The 25,366-nt window shown below is 64.1% G+C and carries 22 protein-coding genes; 13 read left to right on the forward strand and 9 right to left on the reverse strand.

Annotated features, from left to right (window positions below; translation table 11 throughout):
- The first annotated feature begins 71 nt into the window (after positions 1-71).
- Both QA640_RS25740 and QA640_RS25745 read left to right on the forward strand, forming a co-directional pair.
- Complete coding sequence (locus QA640_RS25740; protein ID WP_283035722.1) at positions 72-1,370, forward strand: dicarboxylate/amino acid:cation symporter; 1,299 nt, start codon at positions 72-74, stop codon at positions 1,368-1,370.
- A 175-nt stretch (positions 1,371-1,545) separates the two neighbouring features.
- The gene (locus tag QA640_RS25745; protein WP_283035723.1) at positions 1,546-1,941 is read left to right on the forward strand and encodes a hypothetical protein; all 396 of its coding nucleotides are present in this window, start codon (positions 1,546-1,548) and stop codon (positions 1,939-1,941) included.
- On the opposite strand, the gene QA640_RS25750 is transcribed toward QA640_RS25745, so the two are convergent.
- The gene (locus tag QA640_RS25750) at positions 1,942-3,024 is read right to left on the reverse strand and encodes a COX15/CtaA family protein (protein WP_283035724.1); all 1,083 of its coding nucleotides are present in this window, start codon (positions 3,022-3,024) and stop codon (positions 1,942-1,944) included. It lies immediately after the preceding gene.
- Between the two features lie 95 nt (positions 3,025-3,119).
- Here QA640_RS25750 and QA640_RS25755 point away from each other — a divergent pair, with 95 nt between their 5' ends.
- On the forward strand, positions 3,120-3,329 hold the full coding sequence (locus QA640_RS25755; RefSeq protein ID WP_283035725.1) for a DUF2842 domain-containing protein: 210 nt from the start codon (positions 3,120-3,122) through the stop codon (positions 3,327-3,329).
- Positions 3,330-3,334: 5 nt separating this feature from the next.
- Here QA640_RS25755 and QA640_RS25760 read toward each other — a convergent pair whose 3' ends face one another.
- The gene (locus QA640_RS25760) at positions 3,335-4,387 is read right to left on the reverse strand and encodes a polysaccharide deacetylase family protein (protein WP_283035726.1); all 1,053 of its coding nucleotides are present in this window, start codon (positions 4,385-4,387) and stop codon (positions 3,335-3,337) included.
- A gap of 132 nt (positions 4,388-4,519) precedes the next feature.
- Here QA640_RS25760 and QA640_RS25765 point away from each other — a divergent pair, with 132 nt between their 5' ends.
- Positions 4,520-5,707 carry a GNAT family N-acetyltransferase gene (locus QA640_RS25765; protein WP_283035727.1) on the forward strand — a complete coding sequence of 396 codons (1,188 nt, stop codon included), beginning with the start codon at positions 4,520-4,522 and terminating at the stop codon, positions 5,705-5,707.
- Positions 5,708-6,899: 1,192 nt separating this feature from the next.
- Positions 6,900-7,334 carry a hypothetical protein gene (locus QA640_RS25775; protein WP_283035729.1) on the forward strand — a complete coding sequence of 145 codons (435 nt, stop codon included), beginning with the start codon at positions 6,900-6,902 and terminating at the stop codon, positions 7,332-7,334.
- A 291-nt stretch (positions 7,335-7,625) separates the two neighbouring features.
- Here the strand turns inward: QA640_RS25775 and QA640_RS25780 are convergent, their stop codons facing one another.
- Complete coding sequence (locus QA640_RS25780; RefSeq protein ID WP_283035730.1) at positions 7,626-9,845, reverse strand: exopolysaccharide transport family protein; 2,220 nt, start codon at positions 9,843-9,845, stop codon at positions 7,626-7,628.
- Positions 9,846-10,057: 212 nt separating this feature from the next.
- Between QA640_RS25780 and QA640_RS25785 the strand changes: the two genes are divergently transcribed.
- The 3 genes from QA640_RS25785 to QA640_RS25795 all read left to right on the forward strand — a co-directional run bounded on the left by QA640_RS25785 (position 10,058) and on the right by QA640_RS25795 (position 14,288).
- On the forward strand, positions 10,058-11,191 hold the full coding sequence (locus QA640_RS25785; RefSeq protein ID WP_283035731.1) for a glycosyltransferase family 4 protein: 1,134 nt from the start codon (positions 10,058-10,060) through the stop codon (positions 11,189-11,191).
- A 122-nt stretch (positions 11,192-11,313) separates the two neighbouring features.
- The gene (locus QA640_RS25790; protein WP_283035732.1) at positions 11,314-12,861 is read left to right on the forward strand and encodes an undecaprenyl-phosphate glucose phosphotransferase; all 1,548 of its coding nucleotides are present in this window, start codon (positions 11,314-11,316) and stop codon (positions 12,859-12,861) included.
- Between the two features lie 164 nt (positions 12,862-13,025).
- Positions 13,026-14,288: an O-antigen ligase family protein gene (locus QA640_RS25795; protein ID WP_283035733.1), complete on the forward strand. Its 1,263-nt coding sequence runs from the start codon at positions 13,026-13,028 to the stop codon at positions 14,286-14,288.
- Here the strand turns inward: QA640_RS25795 and QA640_RS25800 are convergent.
- A complete protein-coding gene (locus tag QA640_RS25800; protein WP_283042886.1) occupies positions 14,263-14,733 on the reverse strand; it encodes a MarR family transcriptional regulator in 471 nt (156 codons plus the stop codon). The two genes, QA640_RS25795 and QA640_RS25800, sit on opposite strands and share 26 nt — an antisense overlap.
- Before the next feature lie 147 nt (positions 14,734-14,880).
- On the opposite strand from QA640_RS25800, the gene QA640_RS25805 reads away from it, so the two are divergent.
- Positions 14,881-16,077 carry an FAD-dependent monooxygenase gene (locus QA640_RS25805; RefSeq protein WP_283035734.1) on the forward strand — a complete coding sequence of 399 codons (1,197 nt, stop codon included), beginning with the start codon at positions 14,881-14,883 and terminating at the stop codon, positions 16,075-16,077.
- 140 nt (positions 16,078-16,217) lie between these two features.
- Here the strand turns inward: QA640_RS25805 and QA640_RS25810 are convergent, their stop codons facing one another.
- The 3 genes from QA640_RS25810 to QA640_RS25820 are packed head-to-tail and all read right to left on the reverse strand — an operon-like array spanning position 16,218 to position 19,033.
- Positions 16,218-17,396, reverse strand: a complete 1,179-nt coding sequence (locus tag QA640_RS25810) for a saccharopine dehydrogenase NADP-binding domain-containing protein (RefSeq protein WP_283035735.1) — start codon at positions 17,394-17,396, stop codon at positions 16,218-16,220.
- 9 nt (positions 17,397-17,405) lie between these two features.
- Complete coding sequence (locus QA640_RS25815; RefSeq protein ID WP_283035736.1) at positions 17,406-18,176, reverse strand: DUF169 domain-containing protein; 771 nt, start codon at positions 18,174-18,176, stop codon at positions 17,406-17,408.
- 53 nt (positions 18,177-18,229) lie between these two features.
- Positions 18,230-19,033 (reverse strand): YdcF family protein, encoded by an 804-nt coding sequence (locus QA640_RS25820; protein ID WP_283042887.1) that lies wholly within the window; start codon positions 19,031-19,033, stop codon positions 18,230-18,232.
- Between the two features lie 156 nt (positions 19,034-19,189).
- Here QA640_RS25820 and QA640_RS25825 point away from each other — a divergent pair, with 156 nt between their 5' ends.
- From QA640_RS25825 to QA640_RS25835, 3 genes are all read left to right on the forward strand, one after another.
- Positions 19,190-20,131, forward strand: coding sequence for an acetamidase/formamidase family protein (locus QA640_RS25825; RefSeq protein ID WP_283042888.1), 942 nt, complete (start codon positions 19,190-19,192; stop codon positions 20,129-20,131).
- Between the two features lie 199 nt (positions 20,132-20,330).
- Positions 20,331-20,528, forward strand: coding sequence for a hypothetical protein (locus QA640_RS25830; RefSeq protein ID WP_007603456.1), 198 nt, complete (start codon positions 20,331-20,333; stop codon positions 20,526-20,528).
- Between the two features lie 70 nt (positions 20,529-20,598).
- On the forward strand, positions 20,599-21,081 hold the full coding sequence (locus tag QA640_RS25835; RefSeq protein ID WP_283035737.1) for a GcrA family cell cycle regulator: 483 nt from the start codon (positions 20,599-20,601) through the stop codon (positions 21,079-21,081).
- A 294-nt stretch (positions 21,082-21,375) separates the two neighbouring features.
- On the opposite strand, the gene QA640_RS25840 is transcribed toward QA640_RS25835, so the two are convergent.
- Entirely contained in the window at positions 21,376-22,857 is a 1,482-nt protein-coding gene (locus tag QA640_RS25840; protein ID WP_283035738.1) for a porin, read from the reverse strand.
- A gap of 412 nt (positions 22,858-23,269) precedes the next feature.
- Here QA640_RS25840 and QA640_RS25845 point away from each other — a divergent pair, with 412 nt between their 5' ends.
- On the forward strand, positions 23,270-23,776 hold the full coding sequence (locus tag QA640_RS25845) for a MarR family transcriptional regulator (RefSeq protein WP_283035739.1): 507 nt from the start codon (positions 23,270-23,272) through the stop codon (positions 23,774-23,776).
- A 130-nt stretch (positions 23,777-23,906) separates the two neighbouring features.
- On the opposite strand, the gene QA640_RS25850 is transcribed toward QA640_RS25845, so the two are convergent.
- Positions 23,907-25,016, reverse strand: coding sequence for an alpha/beta hydrolase (locus tag QA640_RS25850; RefSeq protein WP_283035740.1), 1,110 nt, complete (start codon positions 25,014-25,016; stop codon positions 23,907-23,909).
- Positions 25,017-25,366 lie beyond the last annotated feature (350 nt).

The following is a 25,366-nucleotide window of genomic DNA, read 5'->3' on the forward strand; positions in this document are numbered from 1 at the left end:
CACGGCATTGGCGCGACCGCCGCGGGCTCGCCTAAGGGATTACAGCGAGCGAAGCCCCTTAGGAGAAAATGATGCACGTCTCTGCCGCGACATCCCGCCATCTGCTGACGAAGTTCATCGCCCTGGGCCTGATATTTGGCGTCGCGGTCGGCTATCTCTGCAACCGTCTTGCGACATCGCCCGAGCAGGCGAAGGTGATCGCAGGTTATTTCTCTGTCGTCACCGACATCTTCCTGCGCCTGATCAAGATGATCATCGCGCCCCTGGTGTTCGCCACGATCGTTGCGGGCATCACCAGTCTCGGGGAGCCGAGGGCGGTCGGCCGCATCGCCGCCAAGGCCTTGAGCTGGTTTTTGACGGCATCGCTGATTTCGCTCGGACTAGGGATGCTGTTCGCCAATCTCTTCGCGCCCGGCGCCGGCATGGGCCTCTCACTTCCGGCGGCGAATGCCGCAACGAACCTGCAGACCGGCGGCATCAACTTCAAGGACTTCATCACGCACGTGTTCCCGACCAGCGCCGCGCAGGCCATGGCGCAGAACGAAGTGCTTCAGATCCTTGTGTTCTCGCTGTTCTTCGGCCTGGCCATCTCGTCGCTCAAGCCAGCGAAGATCGCTTTGGTGACGTCGCTGATCGACGAGCTCGTAAAAATCATGCTCCGCATCACCGATTTCGTCATGCATTTCGCGCCAATCGGCGTCTTTGCTGCGATTGCCGCCGTGATCACCACGCAGGGGCTCGGTGTCCTCGTCACCTATGGCAAGTTCATCGGGTCGTTCTATCTCGGTCTGGCCGTACTGTGGTGCGTCCTGCTCGGCGCCGGATTGCTGGTGCTCGGACCATCGGTCTTCAACCTGCTGCGGCTGCTGCGCCAGCCGATGCTGCTGGCCTTCTCCACCGCCAGCAGCGAGGCGGCATTTCCCAAGACGTTCGAACAGATGACCAAATATGGGGTCAACGAGCGCATCACCGGCTTCGTGCTTCCGCTCGGCTATTCCTTCAATCTCGACGGCTCGATGATGTACCAGGCTTTCGCCGGCCTCTTCATCGCCCAGGCCTACGGCGTTGACATGGGCTTCGCGCAGCAGGCCGCGTTGCTGCTGGTCATGATGGTCACGAGCAAGGGAATCGCGGGCGTGCCGCGCGCGTCGCTGGTGGTCGTGGCAGCGACGCTGCCGATGTTCGATCTGCCGGCGGCCGGCATGCTGCTCATCATGGGCATCGACCAGTTCCTCGACATGGGGCGGACCATGACGAACGTGATCGGTAACGGCATCGCAACGGCCGCCATCGCCCGATGGGAAGCCGATTTGCAGACATCGGCAGAAGTCCCGGATGCGATGCCGCAACCGGCCGCGCAGTCCGCATGAGGCACGTCCGATCGAGCCGCGACCTGCCGGCGCACGCCGTCAGGTCGATCCCGGCGCCAGCCATTACGGTTGCGCGGCCCCTTCGGCCGGAAATCCCAGCTTTCCCGTTAACGCCCCCTTCGGCGTAGACTGACATACTGGATACTGGATCGCCTCAATTGATTCGGAGCCGGTCATGCTGCGCTGGATAATGTACCTTCTTGCGGCGGTGCTGATGGTCACGAATGCGCTCGCTGCCGATCAGGTCGCCGTGCGCAAGAAGCGCCAGGTCGAGCAATTGCCGCCGGGCCTGCCCCGGCCGCATTACAAGTACCGCACCACGATCGCGCCTCCCGAGCCGCCGAAGGTCTATGTCGAGACCGATCCGGATGCGCTCATTTCGCCGGCCTATGGTGTCGGCAGCTACATCCGCAATCTGCCCGGCACGCCGCTCTTGCCGGGCTCCTACACGCTGCCGGGTTATTACGGGCGCCCCTGGGACTACGACTATCAGGGGCCGTATTACGGCGGTCCCCAGGTCGGCTATTGGTGGCGCCTGCCCTACGCCTGCGGCGTCTACGGCTATTGCTGATCAGCCGGTCTGGCTCACTGAGATGACGCGCGCATAGGTCTCATCAGGCTTGCGCGCCGCGAGCCGCTCGGCCTGCATCACCGCCAGCGTCAGCACGAGGATCGCGACCGCCTGATGTGCTAGCGCAAGGCCGATCGGCATCTGGTTCAGCAGTGTCAGGATGCCGAGCAAGGCTTGCAAGCTCACCGCCGCAAATAGCCATACGGCGCCGCTTGCAGCAGTACCTGCACGTGAGCGCACGGCGTCGAACGCGTGCAGCGCCGCCAGCACGAACAGCGTGTAGGCCATCATGCGGTGCTCGAACTGCACGGTCAGCACATTGTCGAACAGGTTGCGCCACCATGGCGTCTCGAACCACAGCCGCTCCGCCGACGGGATGAATGCGCCATCGATCTCGGGCCAGGTGTTGTAGGCGCGCCCGGCCCGCAAGCCCGCCACCAGCGCACCGAGATAAAGCTGCACGAAGGTCGCGACGACGAGCACCGCGCTCGTGAACCGCAGCCGCATCGAGGCAACGAACTCCCGCCGCGCGCCGAGCCGCCGCAAGGTCCAGACGATGCCGGCGAAGATCAGCAGCGCCAGAACCAGATGCGTCGCCAGCCGATACTGCGACACTTCGACTCGTTCAGAGAGGCCGGAGGCCACCATCCACCAGCCAACCGCGCCTTGCAATGTGCCGAGGCCGAACAGCAGCCACAGCCGCCGTTTCAATTCGCTCGAAAGACCCCCGCGCCACAGGAAGAACAGGAATGGCAACAGATAGGCGACACCGATGAAGCGGCCGAGCAGCCGGTGGCTCCATTCCCACCAGAAGATGGTCTTGAAGTCCGACAGGCTCATGCCGGCATTGAGTTCGCGATATTGCGGGATCTTCTTGTAGTCCTCGAAGGCCGCGGTCCACTGCGTCTCGGTGAGCGGCGGCAGCGCGCCCGTCACCGGCTTCCATTCGACGATCGAGAGCCCGGACTCCGTCAGCCGCGTCGCGCCGCCGACCAGCACCATCAGCGCGATCAGCGCGGCGACGGAGACGAGCCACCAGTGCACAGCGCGATGCGGGTCGGATGGAGCTGATATCGTGGTCATTTCGGCCGGAAAACCAATGCTTGAACCAGGCTGCGCGCCCCTTATAGTCCCCGGCTCCCGCAGCGCAAGTTACGCGAAAGCCGCAATTTCCCGCCATGAAGATCCGCACCCGCAAGTTCCTCGGTACCATCGCGCTCCTGGTGCTGGCAGCGACGTGGGCGCTGCTCGGCATGGCGCTGGCGCAGATGCCGTGGATCGCGGAATCCGGCTGGCGGCAGGCGATCTACTACGTCGTGGTCGGCATGGGCTGGGTGCTGCCGGCAATGCCGGTCGTGAGCTGGATGCAGCGGCCTGACCCGGCCTGACAGATTCAAGAATTCGCGCTGCCCGTCGGCTTCACAGGCGGAAACGTTACGCCCGAAACGAGCACGCGCAGCATTCGCAGCGAGCGGCAGCGGCCGTCCCAGGAAATCCGCGGCAGCGCGCGCAGATTGGTCCGCCCCGCGACATCCACGATGCCAGGAATCGTCGACACCGCGCTGGCAAAGCCAGCCTCCTCCGCCATCACCACGTGGCTGCGCCGGAATGAGATGCGATCGCCGAACGGATAAGCAAAGTGTCCGATCTCGCGATGGAACGCGGCCTCCGCCACCGCCTTGCCCATCGCCATCTCGCGCGCGGCTGCGGTATCCTTCATGGTGGCGAGCGCGGCATAGTTCACCGTGGCGCTGCCGATCGTCACCAGCGGGTCGGCCGCAAGTTTCGAAAGATCCGACCAATCCATCGACGCCTCGCGCGAGACCGCGGCGAGATCGACGCGATGGCGCTTGCAGAGATCGTTGATCGCATTCGACAGTTCCGCCGGCGGCAAGGTTCTGAACCACTCTTCGAGCAGCGTGAACAACGCCTGCTTCTCTGCGCGCTCGGTGACGACGAAGCGCTGCTCCCGGTCGCCCATCATCAGGCTGATGCGACTCTCGCGCAGGATCACCTGTTCGAGCGCGAGCCACCAGGCTTCGCCGACGCCGTCGGGAAAGGCAGTCGGCACGTAGACCGTGAAGGGCACGGCGTGGCGCGACAGCACCGGATAGGCGAATGTGGCCAGATCCTTGTACGCGCCGTCGAAGGTCAGCGCCACGAAGCGCCGCCGCTCGGGCAGCGTCACCGCGCGCCGGCAGACCTCATCCATGCCGACGATGTCGAACTTCCACCGCTTCAGCGCGCCAAGCACGCGCTCGAGGAAATTTGGCGTGATCTCGTTGGCAAGCAGCGGCCGGAACGGCGCGCGCCCGCGCGGCCTGACGCGCTGAAAGCGCAGGATCGCACCGGCGCCGCCTGTGCTCCGTCCGCGCAGCCGGTGCTGGGCGGTGAACCAGGCGAGTTCCAGCCGCAGCCGTTCCATCCATCGGTCGTCGGAGGCCAAGATCCACCCTTCGCGAACCGGCGAGCGGCCGGTCTCCTTTCCATTGTCCTTACTCTTTGTTGACGTTTCTTTGCAAAGGTCGGCCGCAGGCCGAATTACGCTTATTCTCCGTTTTCTCGACAGGTTCTGCGAATGACCATAGCTGCGGCGATTCAAAGCCGGACGGCAGAAGCGCCAGCGCGGTCGAAAGCGAGTCGTATCGCCGAGGTCGAAATCGTCAGCGATCTCACCATGGCCGAACCGGTCTGGCGCGCGCTGGAGGAAACGAGCCAGCTCTTCACGCCCTATCAGCGCTTCGACCTGCTCGCCCCCTGGCAGCGCCTCGTCGGCGAACACGAAGGCGCGACGCCTTTCATCGTTATTGCCCGCGATTCCGAGCGCCGGCCGCTCGTCGTGCTGCCGCTGTGCACGCGGAAAAACCATGGCGTCTTCGTCGCCTGCTTCATGGGCGGCAAGCACACGACCTTCAACATGGGCTTGTGGGACGCCGACTTCGCCGGCCACGCCGAGACCGCCGATCTCGACGCGCTGCTCGCGGCCCTGCGCGCGCACGGCAGCGTCGATGTGCTCGCGCTGTCGCAGCAGCCGATGCGCTGGCGCGACCAGCAAAACCCGTTCGCGCTTCTGCCGCGCCAGAATTCCATCAACGGCTGCCCGCTGCTCACGATGCCGCCGGCTGGCCCGCCGGCGTCGCGCATCAGCAATTCCTTTCGCCGCCGTCTGAAGAGCAAGGAAAAGAAGCTTCAGGCGCTCACTGGCTACCGCTACCACCTCGCCACCACCGATGACGACATTACCCGCCTGCTCGACTGGTTCTTCCGCGTCAAGCCGGTACGGATGGCGGAGCAGAGGCTGCCGAACGTGTTCGCCGAGCCCGGCGTGGAGGCGTTCATCCGCTCGGCGTGCCTGGCGCGGTGCGGCGACGGCCGCGTCATCGACATCCATGCGCTGGAATGCGACGAGGAGCCGATCGCGATCTTCGCCGGCGTCGCCGACGGCGGCCGCATCTCGATCATGTTCAACACCTACACGATGTCGGAGCACGCGCGCTACAGCCCCGGCCTGGTCCTGATGCGCAACGTCATCGACCACTACGCGGAAGCCGGCTATGACGCACTCGATCTCGGCATCGGATCGGACGACTACAAGCGCCTGTTTTGCAAAAGCGACGAAGAGATCTTTGACAGCTTTGTCCCTCTGACCTCACACGGCAAGCTGGCAGCGATGACGATGTCCTCGCTCAACCATGGCAAGCGTCTCGTGAAGCAGAACCAGATGCTGTTCGACCTTGCGCGAAAACTGCGCCGGGCGTTCGGGTAGAGCGGACGCTTCCTCCGCTTGCACGCCTCCCCTCTCCCCTTGTGGAAGGTGGCATGGGCCGCCTCCGTCGTGCGTTTTTTGGCACGAGGCGAAGGCATTGACCCTTGCCGGATGAGGCGCACTGGATCGTGATGCACAGCGAGGACAGCGAAGATCGGGTGGCCACCTAACGAGAGTTCTCGCTGCCGTCCCACCTGGGACTGCAACAAAACCGGAATACTGGGCGTTTACTTCGCGCAACTCTTCAACCTACGGGAGATTTCCATGGTCAAGAAGGCCGTTTTCGCCCTCGGTGTCGCTGCGGTCTTTGCTCTCGCGCCGGGCGCTGCTTCCGCACAGCGCGGGTTTCACGGCGGATTTGGAGGGGGAGGTTGGCACGGCGGCGGTTGGGGTTGGCGCGGACCGGCCGTGGGTCTTGGCATAGGCCTAGGGCTCGCCAGTGCGGCAGCTTGGGGACCCGGCTGGGGCTGGGGTGCTCCGGGTTGGGGCTATGCGGGGTGGGATGGTTGTACGAGATGGCGCCGGGTCTGGACTGGCTGGGGGTGGCGCGTCGTCCCCGTGAACGTTTGTTGGTGAAGTGCCCGGATTGTCGGCGGTGGGCGCTAAGGGCTCACCGCCAGTCCCCCTCTTATGCAAAGTTCAGATGCTCCAGCATCCGATTGCAGGCTGCTAGTGCGGCGTTGTGCATTGCGGGGCACCGTTAATCTTATCTTAACCATGAGCGTTCAGCCTCACGCGGGGGATCGGTCATCCTTTTTGGGCGGCGGGCAAAGGCCTGTTGGGGGCTCGATGGAGGAAACGAGATGCGCGGGCGTGAGATGCAGCCCGAAGCCAACCTGCTTTCGGCTTTTGCGTTGACGATTGGCGGTGCCTTGGGTGTGGGCCTACCAATAGCCTTGGTGATCATTTGGCTTTGTTCTTAGTCCGTTCGACGGTTTGTCGCTCGGTTGTCGGATTGGTCATGTCTTCTACCGACGACCACGGCCCCTGACGCTGATCTGATCGACCGGGCCAGCTTCATCGGCGGCGATGCACTCGAACTCCACGGTACCCTATGACCGGTTTCGAGGCATCGTCGCGCCGGAGAGCCATCAACATTACTGTTGATCTAGATCAAGCTTGGATGCGGCTCGTCCGAGAGGATTGAGATTGGGCACAGTGCGGGGCTGTCCAACCGATCGGGGGCGATGGCATGAAATGCGGGACCGGGCTGGTGGTCGCTGCGCTCTTGGTAGCCGGATCGCGCGCCAGCGATGCCGCCGTGCGGATCACAAACGACCCCGGCGGATTGATTGGGAAGTACATATACAAATATGAACGGCTGCGCGCTTCGGGACAGAATGTAATCATCGATGGTTTCTGCGCGTCTGCTTGCACCATTGTCCTGGCGACCGTACCCTCTGACAGGATTTGTGTGACTTCTCAGGCAGAGCTAGCGTTCCACGCCGCTTGGGATATTGGTCCTCGCGGAAGGCCTGTCACGAACCCGGGCGCAACCCGGATGATGTATTTGATGTATCCCGCGCCGGTGCAGCGCTGGATCGCGGATCGTGGGGGCTTAACGCCCCGAACCATCTTTCTGCGCGGAAAACGCCTATTGGCGATGTATCGCACATGCTCATCCTAAGCTCGCGCCTGAGAAGCTCCGGCGCTTCGCCCAAGGCAAGGGCGAACCCTAACCTTACTGTGTCACTAACCCTCATGGTGAGGAGCGCGAAGCGCGTCTCGAACCATGAGGCCACGCCTGTGGCCCACATCCTTCGAGACGCTTGCTTCGCAAGCTCCTCGGGATGAGGAGTTAGAGCGTTTATGACGCAGTAAGGCCAAATCATGGTCCGGAAAAGTGTGAAGCGGTTTTTCGAAAAGACCGCGCGCAAACGAAGCTCGAACCTCGATCGCAAGACCAGTTCGTCAGAGATCAAGCCGCCACCACGCGCGGTGCTTCCACCGCATCCGACGGCTGCACCGGCTTCTTCAGCATCGTCACCCCGCCGAAGCCGACCGCCTTGAGCTGCTCGCACATCGAGGTACCGGCGTCAGTGGGCATGCCGGCGTCCGGCACCACGACGGCGCGAGCGTTCGTGGTCAGCAGTTCGGCGGGCAGGTCGGAGGCGGTACCGGCGTCGAGCAGCACGTGGTCGTAGACGCGGAGCAAGGCATCGATCGCCAGCGTCACGCGCGGCGACTGCAGCAGGCAGCGGTCGAAGCCCGGACGACCTGCTGCGACCAGGTGCAGTCGCGAGAGCTTGTCCTTGGTAATGATCTGCGCGAACGAGGCCTCGCCCTGCATCAACTCGGCAAGGCCAGGTGCAGCGGGATCGGCCGAGATGGCCGAAATCGTCGGCGACGATGCGGCGAGATCGACGACCACGACGCGCGCATCGCGCGCCAGATGGCGCGCCAGCGTCAACGCGGTCAGCGTGATGCCCTCGCCCGCCGCGGTGCCGAGTACCGTCACCTTGCGCGCGGCGGCGCCGGCGCGCCGCAGGCTGTCGGCAACCTGCTCGATCTCGGCGAACTCGGTGATAGCTGCGTCGGAAGCCATCTCCGGCTGCAGCGGCGCCGACTCGCCCGCCACGGGCTCGGGCTCGATTGCCGGTCCACTGGGGGGAGCAATGCGCGTAACGGCTGAGACCGGCGTGAATGCGGCGATTGCGCGCGGCGCGGTCATGCGTAGGAGCTCGCCGGTGACGACGACGCCGGTGCTGAGCAACAGCGTCGCCAGCGTGGCGATAAGCACGATCGGCAGCTTTTTCGGATAGGCGATCGTGTTCGAGACGATCGCTCGCGAGATGATGCGCCCTTCGGCCGGCGTGGTGTCGATGGTCTCGCGGGTATTGGCCTCGCGATATTTGGCGAGATATGTCTCCAGCAGGTCCCGCTGCGCTTTCGCTTCCCGCTCGAGCGCGCGAAGCTGAACGTCCTGGCCGTTGGTCGAGGTCGCCTGCTTCTTGAGCTGCTCGAGGCTGACGGTGAGGCTGTCGACGCGGCTGCCGGCGATCCGCGCATCATTCTCCAGGGACCGCGAGATCTTGCCCGCCTCGTCGCGGATCTGCGTATCGAGATCGCCGATCTGCGCCTTCAATTCTTTGATGCGCGGATGATTGCCGAGCAACGTCGAGGACTGCTCAGCGAGCTGCGCCCGCAGCGTCACCCGCTGCTCGGACAGCCGGCGCATCAGCTCGGAATTCAGCACCTCCGATGCCTCGATCGGTTTGCCGCTCTGGAGCATTTCGCGGATCAGCCGCGCCCTGGCCTCGGCATCCGCCTTCATCGCGCGCGCATTGTTGAGCTGGGTGTTGAGCTCGCCCATCTGCTGATTGGACAGCGTGGTGTTGTTGGTGCCCACGAACAGCGACGACTTGGAACGAAAATCTTCGGCCTTGGCCTCGGCTTCCGAGACCTTCTTGCGCAGGTTCTCGATCTCGCCCGACAGCCACTGGCTGGCCGACTTCGCCTGCTCCTGGCGCGCGTTCTGTTGCAGAACCAGATAGCCGTCGGCGATCGAATTGGCGACGCGCGCGGCCAGCTCAGGATCGGCCGACTGGAATTCGACGACGATCACGCGCGACTTGTCGACTGCATAGGCGGTCAGGCGGTCGTAATAGGCATCCAGCACCCGCTCTTCCGGCGTCATCGAGAACGGATCGCGGCCGATTCCGAACAATGCCGCCAGCGATTTCAGCGGGGAGACGCCCTGGAGCACCGGATCGAATTCGGGCCGCTCCGCGAGCTTGTTTTTCTTGATGATCTCGCGCGCCAGATCGCGCGACAGCACGAGCTGGACCTGGCTGGTGACGGCCTCGGCATCGAGCGCCTGCCGTTCCTCGGTGCTGCGGTCGCTGGACGGACGCAGGAAGACGTTTTCGCGCCCGTCGATCAGGATGCGTGCTTCCGACTTGTAGCGCGGCGTCACGAGATTGACGCCGGCGAGCGCGAGCACCAGTGCCAGCGCCGTCGGCACGATGAGGACGCTGCGTCTGCGATTGAGTGCGGCGCCGAGAGCATGCAGATCGATGTCGCCGGATTCGGCTTGCGCCTGCCGCGCGACAGCGGCGGCGGGCCTCGGCTCGGGCTTGTGCAAGGCCCGGTCGATCACGGCCTTGTCCTTGCCGGCACGCCAGAACGCTAACCGCATCGCATACTCCCGCAGGGCAACGCCACTACCCACCTCAACCACCGCGATTACACTCCATTAAGGTTGCCGCTGGGTTAATCGCGCCATGGGGGTGCACAAAGCGCGCTCGCATCCGCGCGCGAATACCGTTTGTTAACCATGTGGTTCCTTAATCGGGAGCGATATTTTGAGTGGATTGCTCCGTCGTCGCTCTGCGAGCGCTGGTTCTGATCATGCCCCCCTCTTCCGCCCAGCCGCTTCGCATCCTGCACGCCGTTCGCGCCCCAGTCGGCGGCATCTTCCGCCACATCCTCGACCTCGCCAACGGCCAGGTCGATCGCGGACATCACGTCGGCATTCTCACCGACAACCTCACCGGCGGCGCGCGCGCCGCGAATGCGCTGGCCGAGATCGCGCCGCGGCTCAAGCTTGGTGTCCATCGGCTGGCGATCCGCCGCGAGCCATCGCCCGACGACTTTCTCGTGTGGCTACGCATGAGGCGCCTGATCGGGAAGCTCAATCCGGATGTGATGCACGGCCACGGTGCCAAGGCCGGCGCCTTCGTCCGCATGCGACGGCGCTCGGACGATACCATCCGCATCTATACCCCGCACGGGGGCTCGCTGCACTATCCTCTGCACACCTTCAAGGGCGAGTTTTACGCGCGACTCGAACGGACGCTGATGAACAGCACCGACCTGTTTCTGTTCGAAAGCGCCTTTGCCCGCGACACCTATCAGCGCATCGTCGGCACGCCCAAGGGCGTAGTGCGCTGCGTCTTCAACGGCGTGACGCCGGAGGAATTCGAGCCCGTCGTCACCTCCGACGATGCGACCGACCTCGCCTATGTCGGCGAGTTCCGTCACATCAAGGGCGCCGACCTCCTCGTTGACGCAGTGGGCCGCCTGCATGCGGACGGCAGGAGGGTGACGCTGACGCTCGGCGGCGACGGCGAGGAGATGGCGTCGCTGAAGGCGCAGGTCGAGAAGCTAGGGCTCGCAGGTTCGATCCGCTTCATCGGCCACGTCAAGGCGCGTTACGGCTTCTCCAAGGGACGCCTCCTGGTCGTTCCCTCGCGCGGCGATTCCATGCCCTATGTCGTGATCGAGGCCGGGGCGGCCGGCATCCCCATGATCGCCGCGAAGGTCGGCGGCATCCCCGAGATTCTCGACGCCGAGAGTTCCGCCCTCTTCGCCCCGAGCAATGCCGAGGCCATGGCGGAGGCCATTGTGGCTGCGCTGGACGATCCGCAGGGGACCGCCCACCGCGCGGCGAAGTTGCGCGAGCGGATCTCGGCGCACTTCTCCCAGCAGGCGATGGTGGATGGCGTGCTGGCCGGCTACCGCGACGCGTTTGCCAATCATTAACCACCCTTAAGGCGGCTTTAGAATTTCTTCCGATTTGTCCGATAAGCGAGAGCAAGGGGGCCCCCGCGCTTCGCGCGCCTGTATGCGCGTCCGACGGGTTTCAGGAATGGACGTGGACGACCGTGGAACCGCTCAACGCACGCTCGATGCTCGACGCCGCGACCAGTGCCACGACCGCACCCGTTGACAAGCCCTTTGTCGAACGTCGTCGCCGGCTTTCGCCGGCAGCACTTGCTGTCGTCAACCAGAAGGTCGCCCGCGCCTATTCGCCGATCGTGATCGCCGGCTTCGTGCGCGTCGCCGATTTTGTCTTGCTCAGTCTCGTCGGCACGGTGCTCTATTTCGGCTACGTCGCTCCGCACACCGGCTTCCGCTGGGAATATCTCGCCACGACCTCTGCCGTCGCAGCGGCAGCCGTGATCTGCTTCCAGGCGGCCGACATGTATCAGGTGCAGCTCTTCCGCGGTCAGCTCCGCCAGATGACGCGGATGATCTCGTCCTGGTCGTTCGTGTTCCTGCTGTTCATCGGCATTTCCTTCTTTGCCAGGTTCGGAAGCGAAGTCTCGCGTGTGTGGCTCGCCGCCTTCTTCTTCCTTGGCCTCGCCGCGCTCGTCGCCGAACGCCTGTTGCTGCGAACCCTGGTCCGCACCTGGGCGCGCGAGGGCCGGCTCGACCGCCGCACCATCATCGTCGGCTCCGACCGCAATGGCGAAGAGCTGGTCGAGGCGCTGAAAGCGCAGCAGGACTCCGACATCCACGTGCTCGGCGTGTTCGACGACCGCAACGACAGCCGCGCGCTCGACACCTGCGCGGGCGCGCCGAAGCTCGGCAAGGTCGACGACATCGTCGAGTTCGCCCGCCGTACCCGCCTCGATCTCGTGCTGTTCGCGCTGCCGATCTCGGCGGAAACGCGCATCCTTGAGATGCTCAGGAAGCTCTGGGTCCTGCCGGTCGACATCCGCCTCTCCGCGCACACCAACAAGCTGCGTTTCCGTCCCCGCTCCTATTCCTATCTCGGCGAGGTGCCCACACTCGACGTGTTCGAGGCGCCGATCACCGACTGGGACCTGGTGATGAAATGGCTGTTCGACCGCATCGTCGGCAGCCTCGCGCTGCTCGCGGCCCTTCCCGTGATGGCGCTGGTGGCGCTGGCGGTGAAGCTCGACAGCTCCGGCCCCGTGCTGTTCCGCCAGAAACGCTTCGGCTTCAACAACGAGCGCATCGACGTCTACAAATTCCGCTCGATGTATCACCATCAGGCTGACCCGACAGCCTCGAAGGTCGTCACCAAAAACGATCCGCGCGTCACGCGTCTCGGCCGGTTCATCCGCAAGACCAGCCTCGACGAGCTGCCGCAGCTCTTCAACGTGGCGTTCTCCGGCAATCTCTCCCTCGTTGGCCCGCGGCCGCACGCCGTCCAGGGCAAGCTCCAGAGTCGGCTGTTCGACGAGACCGTCGACGGCTATTTCGCCCGCCACCGCGTCAAGCCGGGCATCACCGGCTGGGCCCAGATCAACGGCTGGCGCGGCGAGATCGACAACGAAGAGAAGATCCAGAAGCGCGTCGAGTTCGACCTGTACTACATCGAGAACTGGTCGGTGCTGTTCGACCTCTACATCCTTCTGAAGACGCCGATCTCGCTGCTGACCAAGAACGAGAATGCCTATTGAGTTTTTGTCATGCCCCGCCTTGTGCGCACTTGCGCACTGGGGCGGGGCATCCCGTAACCCGCAGCGCCGGCCGTCTCCTGCAACACGCGCCGCGGAGTACTGGATCGCCTGGTCAAGCCGGGCGATGACGGCGCGAGTTGGTTGCGTAAACGTGTGAGCGTGTGATGGCGTATGCGGCGACAGCCGGGGGAATAAACGTAGCCGCGCCGGCTGCGCCCGGCGTGCTGGCCTTGCAGCGCGCGATGGTGTGGCTGGTCGGCGCCTCCGGCGCGGTCGTTTTCATCGAGCCCAGCCCCTACGAAATCGTAACGCTGTTTGCGGCCGTCACCTTCTTCGCCACGGGCCTGCGGCTCCGCCTCGTGTTCATGCCGCTCGTGCTGCTGCTGGTCATGCTCAATGTCGGATACACCGTCAGCGCCATTCCGCTGCTCGGCCAGACCGAGGTGGCAAGCTGGATCGCGACCTCCTGGTACATGGCGGTGACGGTGGTGTTCTTCGCCATGGTCACATCGGAGGATACGGCGGCACGGCTCGACATGCTGCGCCGCGGCCTCGTGGTCGGCGCGATGGTCGCATCGCTATCGGCAATCGCCGGCTACTTCAATCTCGTTCCCGGCGGCCACGACCTGCTGACGCTCTATGAGCGCGCGCGCGGCACGTTCAAGGACCCGAACGTGCTCGGCGCGTTCCTGATTCTGCCGGCGCTGTTCACGTTGCAAAGCGTCGTCTCGGACAAGCTGGCCAGTGCATTCCGCAACGCGATCGCGTTCGCCATCATGGCGCTTGCGATCCTGCTCGCCTTCTCGCGCGCCGCCTGGGGCGGCCTGATCCTGACCTCCGGCTTCATGCTGGCTCTGATGGTCCTGACCAGCCCGAGCAATGCGCAGCGCTCGCGCATCATCATCATGGCGCTGGTTGCGGCCGCGCTGGGGCTGGCGCTGATCGCGATCCTGCTCTCGTTCGACTCCATCGCCGAGATGTTCAAGCAGCGCGCGAGCTTCGACCAGAGCTACGACGAAGGCCGTTTCGGCCGCTTCGGCCGCCACATCCTCGGCGCGGAGATGGCGCTCGACCTGCCGTTCGGTATCGGCCCCTTGCAATTCCACCGCTACTTCCCGGAAGACACCCACAACTCCTATCTCAACGCCTTCATGTCGGGCGGCTGGCTCTCCGGCATCTGCTATCCCGCGCTGGTCTTCACCACCGTGATCACGGGCTTTCGCCACGTCTTCGTCCGCGTGCCCTGGCAGCGCGCCTATCTTGCGATCTTCTCCGCCTTCGTCGGCACCGTCGGCGAGAGCTTTGTGATCGACACCGATCACTGGCGACACTTCTGGATGATGCTGGGGGCGATGTGGGGCATGATCGCGGCCGCGCAGGCCTACAAGGCCGCGCCCCCGATCAGCGACGAGGCTTCGGCGTCTTGAGATCGGCGCGCTTCTCGGGCGGCGTGTCGAGGAGGTCCTTCAACGCCTCGGTCGCTTCCAGCACGCCCCTGTAGCCGTCCGTAGCGAAGCGAAGCAGCAGCCGCAGCTCCTCGTCGGAATAGCGGCTCCAGATCTTGTGCATTGCCTGCTGCATCGGTACGTAGAGCTTGCCGATCTCGGCCGTGGTCTCCGGCACGATGGTGATGAACACCTTGCGGCGATCGGCGTCATCCCGCTCGCGGCGCACGTAGCCCGCCTTCTCGAGCCGGTCGACCACACCCGTGATGGCGCCCGTCGTCAGCCCCGTGACCTCAGCGAGGCGGCCCGCAGTCGCACGCCCCTCCAGATTCAGAAAATCCATGCATTCGAGGTCGGAACCGGAAATTCCGGCAACGTTCGCAACCGCCTGGCCGTACAGCACGCCCTGCGCCGACGAACGGCGCATCGCTTCCTCGAGCTGCTGCACCAAGCCTGCGCGCGCTTTCCCTCTTGACAAGCCCAGCCTCATCTCTTAGCGAGTATATATCTTAGCCACTAAGATAATCAGTGGCCGTGATTTTTACTAGCACCGCAGCAGTCCCAGGAGCAAGCCATGTCGATACATCCCCGCAAGGCCCTCATCATCGGCGCCGGCATCGCCGGGCCCGTCGCCGGAATTCTGCTCCGCCGCGCCGGCATCGAGGCACAGATCTTCGAGGCCTGGCCCTATTCCAAGGGGATCGGCGGCGGCCTTCAGATCGCGCCGAACGGCATGCAGGTGATGGATGAGCTCGGGCTCGCGCGCGAGGTAACCGGCCGCGGCTCGATCGCTGAAGCCTTCGACTTCTATTCGCAACGCGGGCAAAAGCTCGGCTCGATCAACCGCGACATGGAGCGGCGCTTCGGCCAGCCCGCGGTGAATATCTGTCGCGCGACACTGAACGAGATCCTCGTCGACAAGGCCTGGTGTTCCTGCGTTTCGCTCTACTTCGAGAAGCGCCTGATCAAGATCGAGGACCGCGGCGACCAGCCGATCATCGCCTATTTCGCCGACGGCACCACCGCGGAAGCCGACTTCCTGATCGGCTCCGACGGCGTGCATTCGGTGGCGCGCCGGCAGGTCGTGCCGGACGGGCCAAAACCCTTCAACACCGGCCTCATCGGCTTCGGCGGCTTCGTGCCGCGCAGCGTGCTTGCCGGCCGTGCGATCGGCCAGCGCGTCGAGACCACGTTCGGCCAGAGCGGCTTCTTCGGCTACGGCTTTTGCAGCTCCGATCCCGATGACGGCGTGATGTGGTGGAGCACGCAGCCCGCGCATGGCATGGACGCGGCGATGTTCCGCATGCAGGATCAGGCGACGCTCAAGCAGCATCTGCGCGACTTCCATCGCGGCTGGCACGATCCGATTCCGGCGATCATCGATGCGGCGGAGAACATCGTGGTCACCGATACGCTCGATGTTGCGACCCTGCCGACCTGGTCGCGCAAACGCTCGCTGCTGATCGGGGATGCGGCGCATGCGACGAGCCCGCATGCCGGCCAGGGCGCCTCGCTTGCGCTGGAAGACGCGATGCGGCTCGCGCGCCTGATGCAGGAGGGCCAGGAGCTCGGCGCCACCTTCCAGGCCTTCGAGGCCGAACGCCGCCCGCGCACCGAGAAGATCGTCGCGATGGCCCGCCGCAACGGCAACAGCAAGCGCGAATTCTCGGCTACCGGCGCCTTCATCCGCGATCAGATGCTGAAATGGCTGCTGCCGCTGAGCTCGAAGGGGATGGATTTCATGTACGCATACGATGCGCGGGCAGCGTAGCGGGGCACATTGTCATGCCCCGCGAAGGCGGGGCATCCCGTACGCCGCAGCCTCTCGGCTCAATCACTACTGTCTCTGGCATACTTCATCGCCCGGTCGAAGCCGGGCGATGACACGGTGATTGTGGCGCGCAGCTGCACTTAGCTCTCCACCCTGAACGTCAGCCCCGCGTGCGCCTCGAGCCGCTCGATCAGCTTGTGCTGCATCGCTGCGCCCGGGGTCCAGAAGCCGGCCGCAACATCAGGCGCATCGCGCAACAGGCAGATCGCGCATTCGGAGATCATCTTGGACGTCGAGCCGTAACCGGGATCGCGGTCGCCGGTGACGCCGGCGCGGACCTGGCGGCCGTCGGGCGCGATCGCGACATAGAGCAGATTGAAGAGACCCTTCTCCCGCTCTTCCTTCGACGGCCCCTCGCCCGGCTTCGGCGCGTTCGGACCGGTCTTCTCGGCATTCGCCGCCATCACGCGCTTCGCGTTGGCCTCGCCCTTCTCGCCGGGACCTGTCAAAACCATCTCGTCGTAGACGAAGTCCTGGCCGTAGGGAAAGCCCATCAGCATGTTGGAGCGATGGACGTTGCGGGTGTTGATCAGGGCCATCATGAACGGCGCGGCCCAGGATCGCAGGTCCTCCTCGAAGACCGCCCTGTTGCCCTTTGGCTGCTTCGGTCCGGTGAAGCCGGGCGTCAGCGCGAAGTGGTCGTTGAGAATGGCGACAAGGCTGAGATCCTTGGCGACGGCGTCGAAGGTCGCTTTCGCGCTCGCGGCGGTGCCGCCTGACAGCGTGCCGCGCATGTCGCGCACGCGGCCTTTCACGCGGGCCGCCGGCGCGCCGAACACGCGCTTCGCCTCCTCCTGCACGAAGAACGTCCCGAGCTCGAACGGCACGGAATCATAGCCGCAGGAGAACACGATGCGCGCGCCGCTTGCCTTGGCGGCCGCACCGTACTTGTCGATCATCTGCCGCATCCAGACCGGCTCGCCGCAGAGATCGAAATAATCCGCACCCGCAGCGACGCAGGCAGCCAACAGATTCTCGCCATAGAATTGATAGGGACCGACCGTCGTGATCACCGACTTCGTCTGCGAAACCATCGCCTTCAGCGAGGCGGCGTCCGATGCATCCGCCACGATCAGCGGCGTGTCGGCAGGCGCGCCGATGGCATCACGCACCGCTTTCAGCTTGTCGAGGCTGCGGCCCGCCATCGCCCATTTCAGCGCCTTGTCGTCCTTGTAATGCGCCGCCAGATATTCGGCGACGAGCTGGCCGGTGAAACCGGTCGCGCCGTAGACGACGATGTCGAATTTCGCAGAGCTCATGACTGGCCTTTACTTCTTCGCGTAGCTCACGCCCATGCCGGCACGGACGTCGCTTTGAATACCATAGGGCGGGATCGGATAACGCAGGCCGTTTTTCGCCAGCGTCTTCATGCCCGTGATCGCCTTGGCGAGATGCGCCGGGCTCAGCGCCATCAGCATCTCCTCGTCCGGCACGCCGCCATAGCGCCGTTCGGCATAGCATGGCAAGGACAGGCTGGGCTCGCCGGTTTTCAACGCCCGCCCCCAGGAATCCGCGCAGGCCGTCTCGCCGACCACGCCCCATTCGAACTTCTTGTAGCCGGTATATTGCAGCCCGTTGATCAGGATGATCATCTGCCCCGGCGTCGCATAGACGAGGCAAATGTCAGTGCCGCTCGCCAGCGGGCTCACCGCGAGTGCCTGATATTGTCCGAACGGCACCACGTCGAGCGCCTCCTGGCGCTTGCGCGCGTCCTCGGCCGTGCCGTGCCACACGCCGACATAGTTCTCGCCCGCAAGCCATTTTTCATCCTGCGGCGCCAGCCCGATCACCGCGCGGCACTGGCTGCCTACGAGATCGTCGGCGGTGATGCCGACGGTCCAGCCGAGCCGCGAGGCCATGCTGACGATCTGGTCGGTGGTGTGAACCGCATTCGGCCGCCGGATCTTCGGACTTGCCTCCATGTCCGCAACGCGCGCAAACAGCTTCATGCCGATCACCGTCGTCTTCAGCCGCAACAGGCTGTTGAGATCGGCCACGATGGCGGCGAGGTCGATCGGCTCAGCGCTGTCTTGCTGCATGACGTCCTCCCCGGGGGCGCGGCGATCCCGCGCCGACGCTCTTGTCGTCCGTTCTAGTCCTTGGCAGGCCCGGGAAGCAACTCGCCCATCCGGCCCATCAGGCGGTAGGCAAGAAGTCCGATCCATTCGCGCATCGCGAGGTCGGTTCGGACGAGCCCCTCGGTGCCAATATTGGTGAAGGTGAAGAGGTCCTCGCGGCCGCCCATCCGAAAGTCCACGGGATAGGCCTCGACGTCAAACCCGGCCTTGCGGAAGATCCCCATCGAGCGCGGCATATGGTACGCCGATGTCACAAGCAGCCAGCGCTCGCCCGGCTTCGGCGCGACCAGCTGTTTGGTGAAGATCGCGTTCTCGTAGGTGTTGCGCGAGTTGCGCTCCACGATCAGACGCTCCTTGGCGATCCCGAGATTCTCCAGGATCGGCGCGACGTAGTCGGCCTCCTTGGCCTCGGTGGAGATCAGATTGGCGGTACCGCCAGTGAAGACGATGCTGGCATTCGGGTAGCGCCGGGCGAGCGCAGCTGGCACCAGCATGCGGTCGGCCGCATGAGCGACGACAGGTGTATGATGCGCCGCCGACAGGTCAGGGTCGACGGAGCCGCCGAGCACAATGATGCCGACGGGCGCACCGCGCGATGCATCCCACTGCGGAAAGCGCGACTCCAGGGGATAAAGCAGGAGCTTGCCGAGCGGCGAAAACGCCACCAGCGCAAGCAGAACCAGCACGGCCACCGCAAGCCTGCGGCCGACTTTCGCAAACCGCGTCACCATCAGAATGAGCGAGAGAATGCCGAGTTCGACCAGGAAGTTGATCGGCAGCAACGCGACGCCGAGCGTCTTGGACAGGACGAACAACAGGGGAGCCTCGCTTTGGGATCATCGAGCCTATCGATGCGCGGACCTTGACGGGCCGGTCGATCTTCAGAAATCTTCTTGAAAGAGGATGGATTGCCGGGTCAAGCCCGACAGTGACGAGTCCTGATGAAAACGACCGCAAACCACCGGACCAGTCCAATGACCCATCATCACCTCAAGTCCAGCCCCGAAACCTGCCATTGGGGCTTCTTCGAGGCGAATCTGAAGCCGGTCCTTAGTATCGAGAGCGGTGACGAGTTGACGGTCGATACCCTCAGCGGCGGACCGGACGTGTTGCCCGACCGCAAGCAGTTTCATATTCCGCCCGAGCTCTTCGACGTCCATGCAAAGAGCGAACGCATGTTGCCCGGCCACATTCTCACCGGCCCGATCGCGGTCAACGGCGCCGAGCCCGGCGACGTGCTCGCGGTCGAGATCCTCGACGTCAAGCCGCGGCAGGATTGGGGCTACAATCTGATCAAGCCACTCTCGGGCACCCTGCCCGACGATTTCCACGAGACGCGCATCCTCAACATCCCGCTCGATCTGACACGGATGGTCGGCCGCCTGCCCTGGGGCCTCGACCTGCCGCTCAAACCGTTCTTCGGCGTGATGGGCGTCGCGCCGCCGCCAGCCTGGGGCCGCATCTCCTCGCTGATCCCGCGCGCGATCGGCGGCAATCTCGACAACAAGGAGCTCGGTGCTGGCGCCACGCTTTATTTGCCGGTGTTCGTGCCGGGCGCGCTGTTCTCGTGCGGCGACGGTCATGGCGTGCAGGGCGACGGCGAGGTCTGCGTCACCGCGATCGAGACCGCGCTGCAAGGCCGCTTCCGCCTCACGCTGCGCAAGGACCTGCAGCTTGCCTACCCGCGCGCCGAGACGGCCTCGCACTACATGACCATGGCGATGGATCCGGACCTCGACCAATGCGTGGTGCGCGCGCTGCGCGACATGATCGCGCTCCTGGGCGAGAAGCGAAACCTGTCGCGCGAGGACGCCTATACGCTGTGCAGCCTGGCTGCGGATCTGCGGGTGACGCAGACCGTCAACGGCTCAAAAGGCATCCATTGCATGATCGAGAAATCACTCGTGCACGGCTAGCTGACGCCGCCTTCCTTCTCTCGCAGACCGACCTCCGCCGCCGGTGAAAGCCGCGCGGCGCGCCGCTTTGCGCCGAATTTCCTAGCGATTCCAAAGGCCTGAAGCACGGTTTGATCGGGATTTGACTTCCCCGGTCAAACCTAAATAGACTCTTAAACGTTACTTTTATGTACCCGAGTAAGAGGCTAGCGTTTGCGTCATGGCCACCGAAAAAGCCGAGACTGACCGCATTCCCGTAACCTTGGCGCTCTCGACCATCACGTATCTCGAAAAACTGGTGAGACAGGGCACCCACGGCACCAGCGTTCCCGGCGTCGCGCGGACATTGATCGAGGAAGGCATCCGTCTGGCCATCAAGGACGGACTCTTGTCGATTCGCGACAATGGCAGGACGTGAGGCTCAAGGACGCGCAAGGCGGACGGTTTCGGACGGCGTGGTCGATTTTAGAACCTGGGACCGTCACAACATGCCTGCTACTTCACCGACTTCCGCTGCGACCTGGACCAACGAGCGCATCGAACTTCTGAAAAGCCATTTTCACGCCGGCCTGTCCTGCCGCGAGATCGCCGCCGATATCGGCGTCAGCCGCAACGCCGTCATCGGCAAGCTCAGCCGCCTCAATTTGACCCGCGGCCCGAAGCGGGAAGAGCAGCGCGTGGAGAAGAGCACCGCGCGGGCCCTGAGGACCCTTCGCCGGCTCCAATATGAAATGCTCGACGCGATCTATGACGAGGCCGAAACGCCGCTCGCGCAGGCGCCGATCGACGAGACCAACCGCTGCTCGCTGCTCGAATTGTCAGAGAACCGCTGCCGCTGGCCGATCTCGACACCGGGTGCGGATGACTTCTGCTTCTGCGGCAACGCCTCGCCCGACGGCCAGCCCTATTGCACGGGCCACGCGCGCCTCGCCTACCGGCCGAACGCGCGCGCACGCATCATGCGCGGCTGACGAAGGGTCACAAAAAACCTCCGGCAGGGCACTGCCGGAGGTTCTGGAGGCCTAGCATCAAGCCAGGAGCCGTAGTCTAACTTTTCGGCTCCTCGGAATATAGCTGAGTAGATCAAGTAAGCAAATAAATATTCGGCGAATGAATCGCATGGCTCTTCTTCGTTTTTTGCGTAGGACCTCATTTGCGAAAACCGGCCGCCGAGAAAACCACCAGGAAAAACGGCCAAGAACAACGGCCAAGCAAAACCCCGGCGATTGCCCGCCGGGGTCCCGTGATCGGTCAAGAGATCGATCTTAGAAGTTGCGCTGAGCGCGGAGGAGCATGCTGACCGAGTTCTGGTCCTTCAGCTCATACACGGCAGCCGGCTTGGCAGCGGCAGCAATGCCCGGGCTGTTGATGGCGCCGGAATACTTCTGGTCCAGATGCGTCCAGTTCACGTCAGCCGTGAAGGCCAGGTTCTTGACCGGGGTCCACACGGTGTTGACACCGACGACCGCGAAGTTGAAGTCCGGGTTACAGGTCGAACCGGCGACGGCGATCGTAGCGAAGTTGGTGCAGATCAGCGCCTTGCCCGTGTCGCCGTACCTCAGCTGGGCATAGCCACCGTAGATGGCGCTCGCCCAGTTCGGGTTCCAGTTGTGGGTATAGCCACCGCGGAAGCCCCAGGTCTTGACGGTGTCGATGCCGGTACCGGTGCCGAAGACACCGTCAGCAATGCCGGCGAAACCAGTGCTCTGGTACGCGCCAGTGCCAGAACCGCTGAACATGAAGAAGCTCTGCGGGAACAGGCTCTGGAAGTTGTAGCGGCTTGCACCATCCGTGTAGACGGCCTGGAGATTGATGTTGTCGCCAGGACCCGTCGGGATGTTCTTGATCGACAACGAACCCTGGATCGCCCAGCCCCACTTGTCGCCAGGGTGACCGGTCACCTCAGTCGCGCCGTAGTAAGCGGAATGGATGTCATGCGCGGCAACCGAGATCTGCGCCAGACCCCAGGCCTGGTCGACGCGAACCGCACCGATGATGTCGGGAGAACGCGTGCCACCCCAATCGTTGGCACCGTAGACGCCCGTCACGAACTGAGCGGCGGTACCCGACGAAACGTTCCAGAGGTTCGACTGGCCGTTTGACGCCGTCGTTTCATCCTGCAACGCCAGCGAAGCGGTGATGCCCTGGCCGAAGTCGGCCGTATAAGCAACCTGATTCACGCCGTTGACGTGGTTGCTGCCGCCCGGAATGGTGTCGGGACCGCCAGCCGGATAGCTCTGCCACGGAGCGTCGAAGATCGAGACCGTGCGGCCGAAGGTGAAGCCGGCGAACTGAATGAACGCATGGTAGAGGCCGAGCGAGGCGGAGCCGTCGGAGCTCCCTTGCGCCGACGGGTTGCTGCCGGTGACCGCATTAGACGTCCAGGTGAAGACCATATCGGCGTAGGTGCGCACAACGCCGTACTCGGTCGCCGTGCGGGTATCGACGGTGAAGTCCATACGAGCGCGGCTGAACCAGTAGTTGGTCAGACGGTTGTTCGAACCCTGGTTCGCGCCTGCCTGAAAGGAATAGTCGCCTGCACCAACCGTAGCGTCGGCACGAAGGTAGCCACCGAACTTGATGCAGGTGTCGGTGCCAGGCATGTAGTAGAAGCCGGCGCCGTAGAGCGAGCAGATCTTCACGTATTCGACCGCCTTGGCCTTCACGGGAAGATCGGCTGCCTGTGCCCCGCCCACGGCGATCAGACCCGCCGCAGAGCCGAGCAAGAGGCTCTTCACCAATTTCATATTCAATCTCCAAGTTGCTCATTCTTGGCGAGGCAGGCCATCAGCCCCGATCCCCGCCTCCTTAAACCCCGCTCGGCCTCTTCACGCCTTCGGACACGCGCGCCTTCGCGCGGGCAACCTGAGCGAACCACCTGCAACGGGACGGCCGAGGAATCCCTTGAACCGTCGGGAACGAATATGCATGCGTGACTTCTCTAATCAAAATAGTTTATCAGATCAGCTAACTGATTGCGCCGATGCTGTGACCCGGGCGCAACACCGACCGCCGCCCGCCTGCAAAGGCTGACCACGTCATTTGTGTAATATGCGTGACGTAATTACCCTGCTCTGTTCACTTGCGTCAGGGCAGACTTGCGTCAACAATAGGCGGGCCATGGCGCCGGTGACAAGAATCAAACCAGGGAGGGAAGCCGTGTCCGCGACGAGAAAGGACGGAGCGCGGCATCGCGCCGTCGGACATCTGGACATCATCAAGTGCTTCACCTGGGAGATCTCCTCGATCAACAACTATCTCGAGGAACTGCGCCAGTTCTGGGCCCGCACCCTCGGCATCTCGGGTCCCCAATGGATGATCCTGATGGCGATCTCCGACCTCGACAAGGACGACGGCGTTCCCGTCAACGTGGTGTCCAAGCTGCTTCACGTCGACCCGTCCTTCATCACGACCCAGTCGAAGCTCTTGGAGAAGAAGGGCCTGCTGCGCCGCAAGCCCTCCCCAACCGACGCGCGGGTGGTGCGGCTGTCGCTCACCGACAAGACGCAGAAGCACCTTGCAAGCCTCGCCGAGCAGTACAAGGCGATCCGGGAATACGTGTTCGAGGAGTTCGACCAGGACGAACTGACCGCGTTCACCGAGAAGCTCGCCACCGTCAAGAACCGCCTCGAGAAGGCCTGCGTAAGGGTCGCGCTGGATTTCTGACACCTCAGAGCGCGGTGGGATCGGGCTTGATTGTCGCCGCGTCGGAGGTGCGCTCCCTCTCCCGCGTGCGGGAGACGGCTGGGGTGAGGGTCTCGCCGCCATCAAGACTCCTAATGTGGAGAGAACCGCTCTAGGCCGGCACCGCGCCGAGCCGCGACGCCAGCCAGTCGAAGATATACTCGTTGGCGAGGCTCGGGTTGTCGGCATGCGACTGCGCCGCGGCGGTCTCCTCAGCCGTGAACACTCGAAGCGTCACGTCCGGCCGAGCGGACCGCACCTGCTGCACCATCTGCCGCGCGCGGTCCGACTTCAGCCAGCCGTCATCACCGAGCGTGATCAGCACCGGACAATCGATGTCGCGGGCGATCAGGGTGGCCTCAGGCCCGGGGACCAGACCGGCATCGTGCAGCATGATACGGTTGGCGAGGAAAGCGCGCTCGTGCAGATCCCACAGCCCGCCGTCACACACCGCCGCCGCGAGCCGCGGCTCGTGCACGATCGCGCGGGCCACGAACGAGGAGCCCCAGCCGTCCGCGAGGATCGCGACGCGGCCAAAGTCGACGTCGGCGCGCGACGACAGATAGTCCATGATCGCGGTGATCGACGTCTCGAGATCGCGCCGGCGCAGGATCCAGTCGAGGTCATCGTCGCAGCGCTCGCCCAAAAGATCGATCGCCAGCATCGACAGACCGCGCTCGCGCGCGAACGGCGCGAGCTTGATCAAGAACTCCTCCTTGCGATGCCCGGGCTCGCCGATGCAGACCACCGTCGCCGCCGGCCGGCCCGTGGATCGCACCGGCAGGAAGTAGCCCTGGAGCGAATGACCGTTCAGCCACGGCAGTGTGACGACCTCGCCTGCGGGGCTGCTCACCTTGAGGAAGCTGCGCGCGCAGCCCTGCATCGCCAGGACCGCGTCAGTGCGTCGCGGGTCCGCAGGCTCGAGCGGAAGTGCCGCGGCATTGTAGTAGCTGACGGCGCGAAGCCAGTTGCGCTGGGCAGTGGCGATATGGCCACCGGCGAACGCCGCCTCGCCGCGCTCGCGATTGGTCTGCGCTAGCGCCAGCCATTCGCGGTGCCAGGATAGCTCGTCGCCGCGCCTGATCCGTCGCGCGATCAGGAGGCATTCGGCGATCGTCGCCCCGCCCTGCTGGGCAACCGTGAGCAATCGCATGAATTCGGCGGACAGGTCCTCCCGCTCCGGCCAGAAAGCCCAATCGTCGGGAAGGCAGGCGGGGATCATGCAAGCTTCATTTGCTATCTTCAACAATTGACCGAATAACTTATTTTGATCCGGCTACCAAGTTACCGGCGGCCGAAACGGCGTCGCAATGACATGCCTGGCGATCAAGATCGCTTGAATGAGCGCGTGATATCCCCTGGGTGACTGTCCATTGCTTCGCCATCGCGACCGCCGCCACCCGCATCTTCACGAGCGTCGGATTCAGCGGAAGCGCAATCCGGCATCATCGCCTCAGTCCGCGCACAACTCCGGATACGTGTCACTCGATCTCAGAGCGATCCCTGCGCCCATGCTCCGTCATGGCGAGCGCAGCGAAGCGATCCAGGCGCACCGCGGCGGGATTCTGGATT

It is taken from the genome of Bradyrhizobium sp. CB82 (assembly GCF_029714405.1).
Lineage (GTDB): Bacteria > Pseudomonadota > Alphaproteobacteria > Rhizobiales > Xanthobacteraceae > Bradyrhizobium.

Bases quoted from the DNA above. Each gene is read 5' to 3' on its own strand.
- QA640_RS25810 (WP_283035735.1), bottom strand. From the start codon at position 17,396: ATGAGCTCTGCGAAATTCGACATCGTCGTCTACGGCGCGACCGGTTTC.
- QA640_RS25745 (WP_283035723.1), top strand. From the start codon at position 1,546: ATGCTGCGCTGGATAATGTACCTTCTTGCGGCGGTGCTGATGGTCACG.
- QA640_RS25850 (WP_283035740.1), bottom strand. From the start codon at position 25,016: ATGATCCCCGCCTGCCTTCCCGACGATTGGGCTTTCTGGCCGGAGCGG.
- QA640_RS25835 (WP_283035737.1), top strand. From the start codon at position 20,599: ATGCCTGCTACTTCACCGACTTCCGCTGCGACCTGGACCAACGAGCGC.
- QA640_RS25800 (WP_283042886.1), bottom strand. From the start codon at position 14,733: ATGCGCCGTTCGTCGGCGCAGGGCGTGCTGTACGGCCAGGCGGTTGCG.
- QA640_RS25795 (WP_283035733.1), top strand. From the start codon at position 13,026: ATGGCGTATGCGGCGACAGCCGGGGGAATAAACGTAGCCGCGCCGGCT.
- QA640_RS25765 (WP_283035727.1), top strand. From the start codon at position 4,520: ATGACCATAGCTGCGGCGATTCAAAGCCGGACGGCAGAAGCGCCAGCG.
- QA640_RS25755 (WP_283035725.1), top strand. From the start codon at position 3,120: ATGAAGATCCGCACCCGCAAGTTCCTCGGTACCATCGCGCTCCTGGTG.
- QA640_RS25805 (WP_283035734.1), top strand. From the start codon at position 14,881: ATGTCGATACATCCCCGCAAGGCCCTCATCATCGGCGCCGGCATCGCC.
- QA640_RS25830 (WP_007603456.1), top strand. From the start codon at position 20,331: ATGGCCACCGAAAAAGCCGAGACTGACCGCATTCCCGTAACCTTGGCG.
- QA640_RS25750 (WP_283035724.1), bottom strand. From the start codon at position 3,024: ATGACCACGATATCAGCTCCATCCGACCCGCATCGCGCTGTGCACTGG.
- QA640_RS25840 (WP_283035738.1), bottom strand. From the start codon at position 22,857: ATGAAATTGGTGAAGAGCCTCTTGCTCGGCTCTGCGGCGGGTCTGATC.
- QA640_RS25775 (WP_283035729.1), top strand. From the start codon at position 6,900: ATGAAATGCGGGACCGGGCTGGTGGTCGCTGCGCTCTTGGTAGCCGGA.
- QA640_RS25785 (WP_283035731.1), top strand. From the start codon at position 10,058: ATGCCCCCCTCTTCCGCCCAGCCGCTTCGCATCCTGCACGCCGTTCGC.
- QA640_RS25815 (WP_283035736.1), bottom strand. From the start codon at position 18,176: ATGCAGCAAGACAGCGCTGAGCCGATCGACCTCGCCGCCATCGTGGCC.
- QA640_RS25780 (WP_283035730.1), bottom strand. From the start codon at position 9,845: ATGCGGTTAGCGTTCTGGCGTGCCGGCAAGGACAAGGCCGTGATCGAC.
- QA640_RS25740 (WP_283035722.1), top strand. From the start codon at position 72: ATGCACGTCTCTGCCGCGACATCCCGCCATCTGCTGACGAAGTTCATC.
- QA640_RS25825 (WP_283042888.1), top strand. From the start codon at position 19,190: ATGACCCATCATCACCTCAAGTCCAGCCCCGAAACCTGCCATTGGGGC.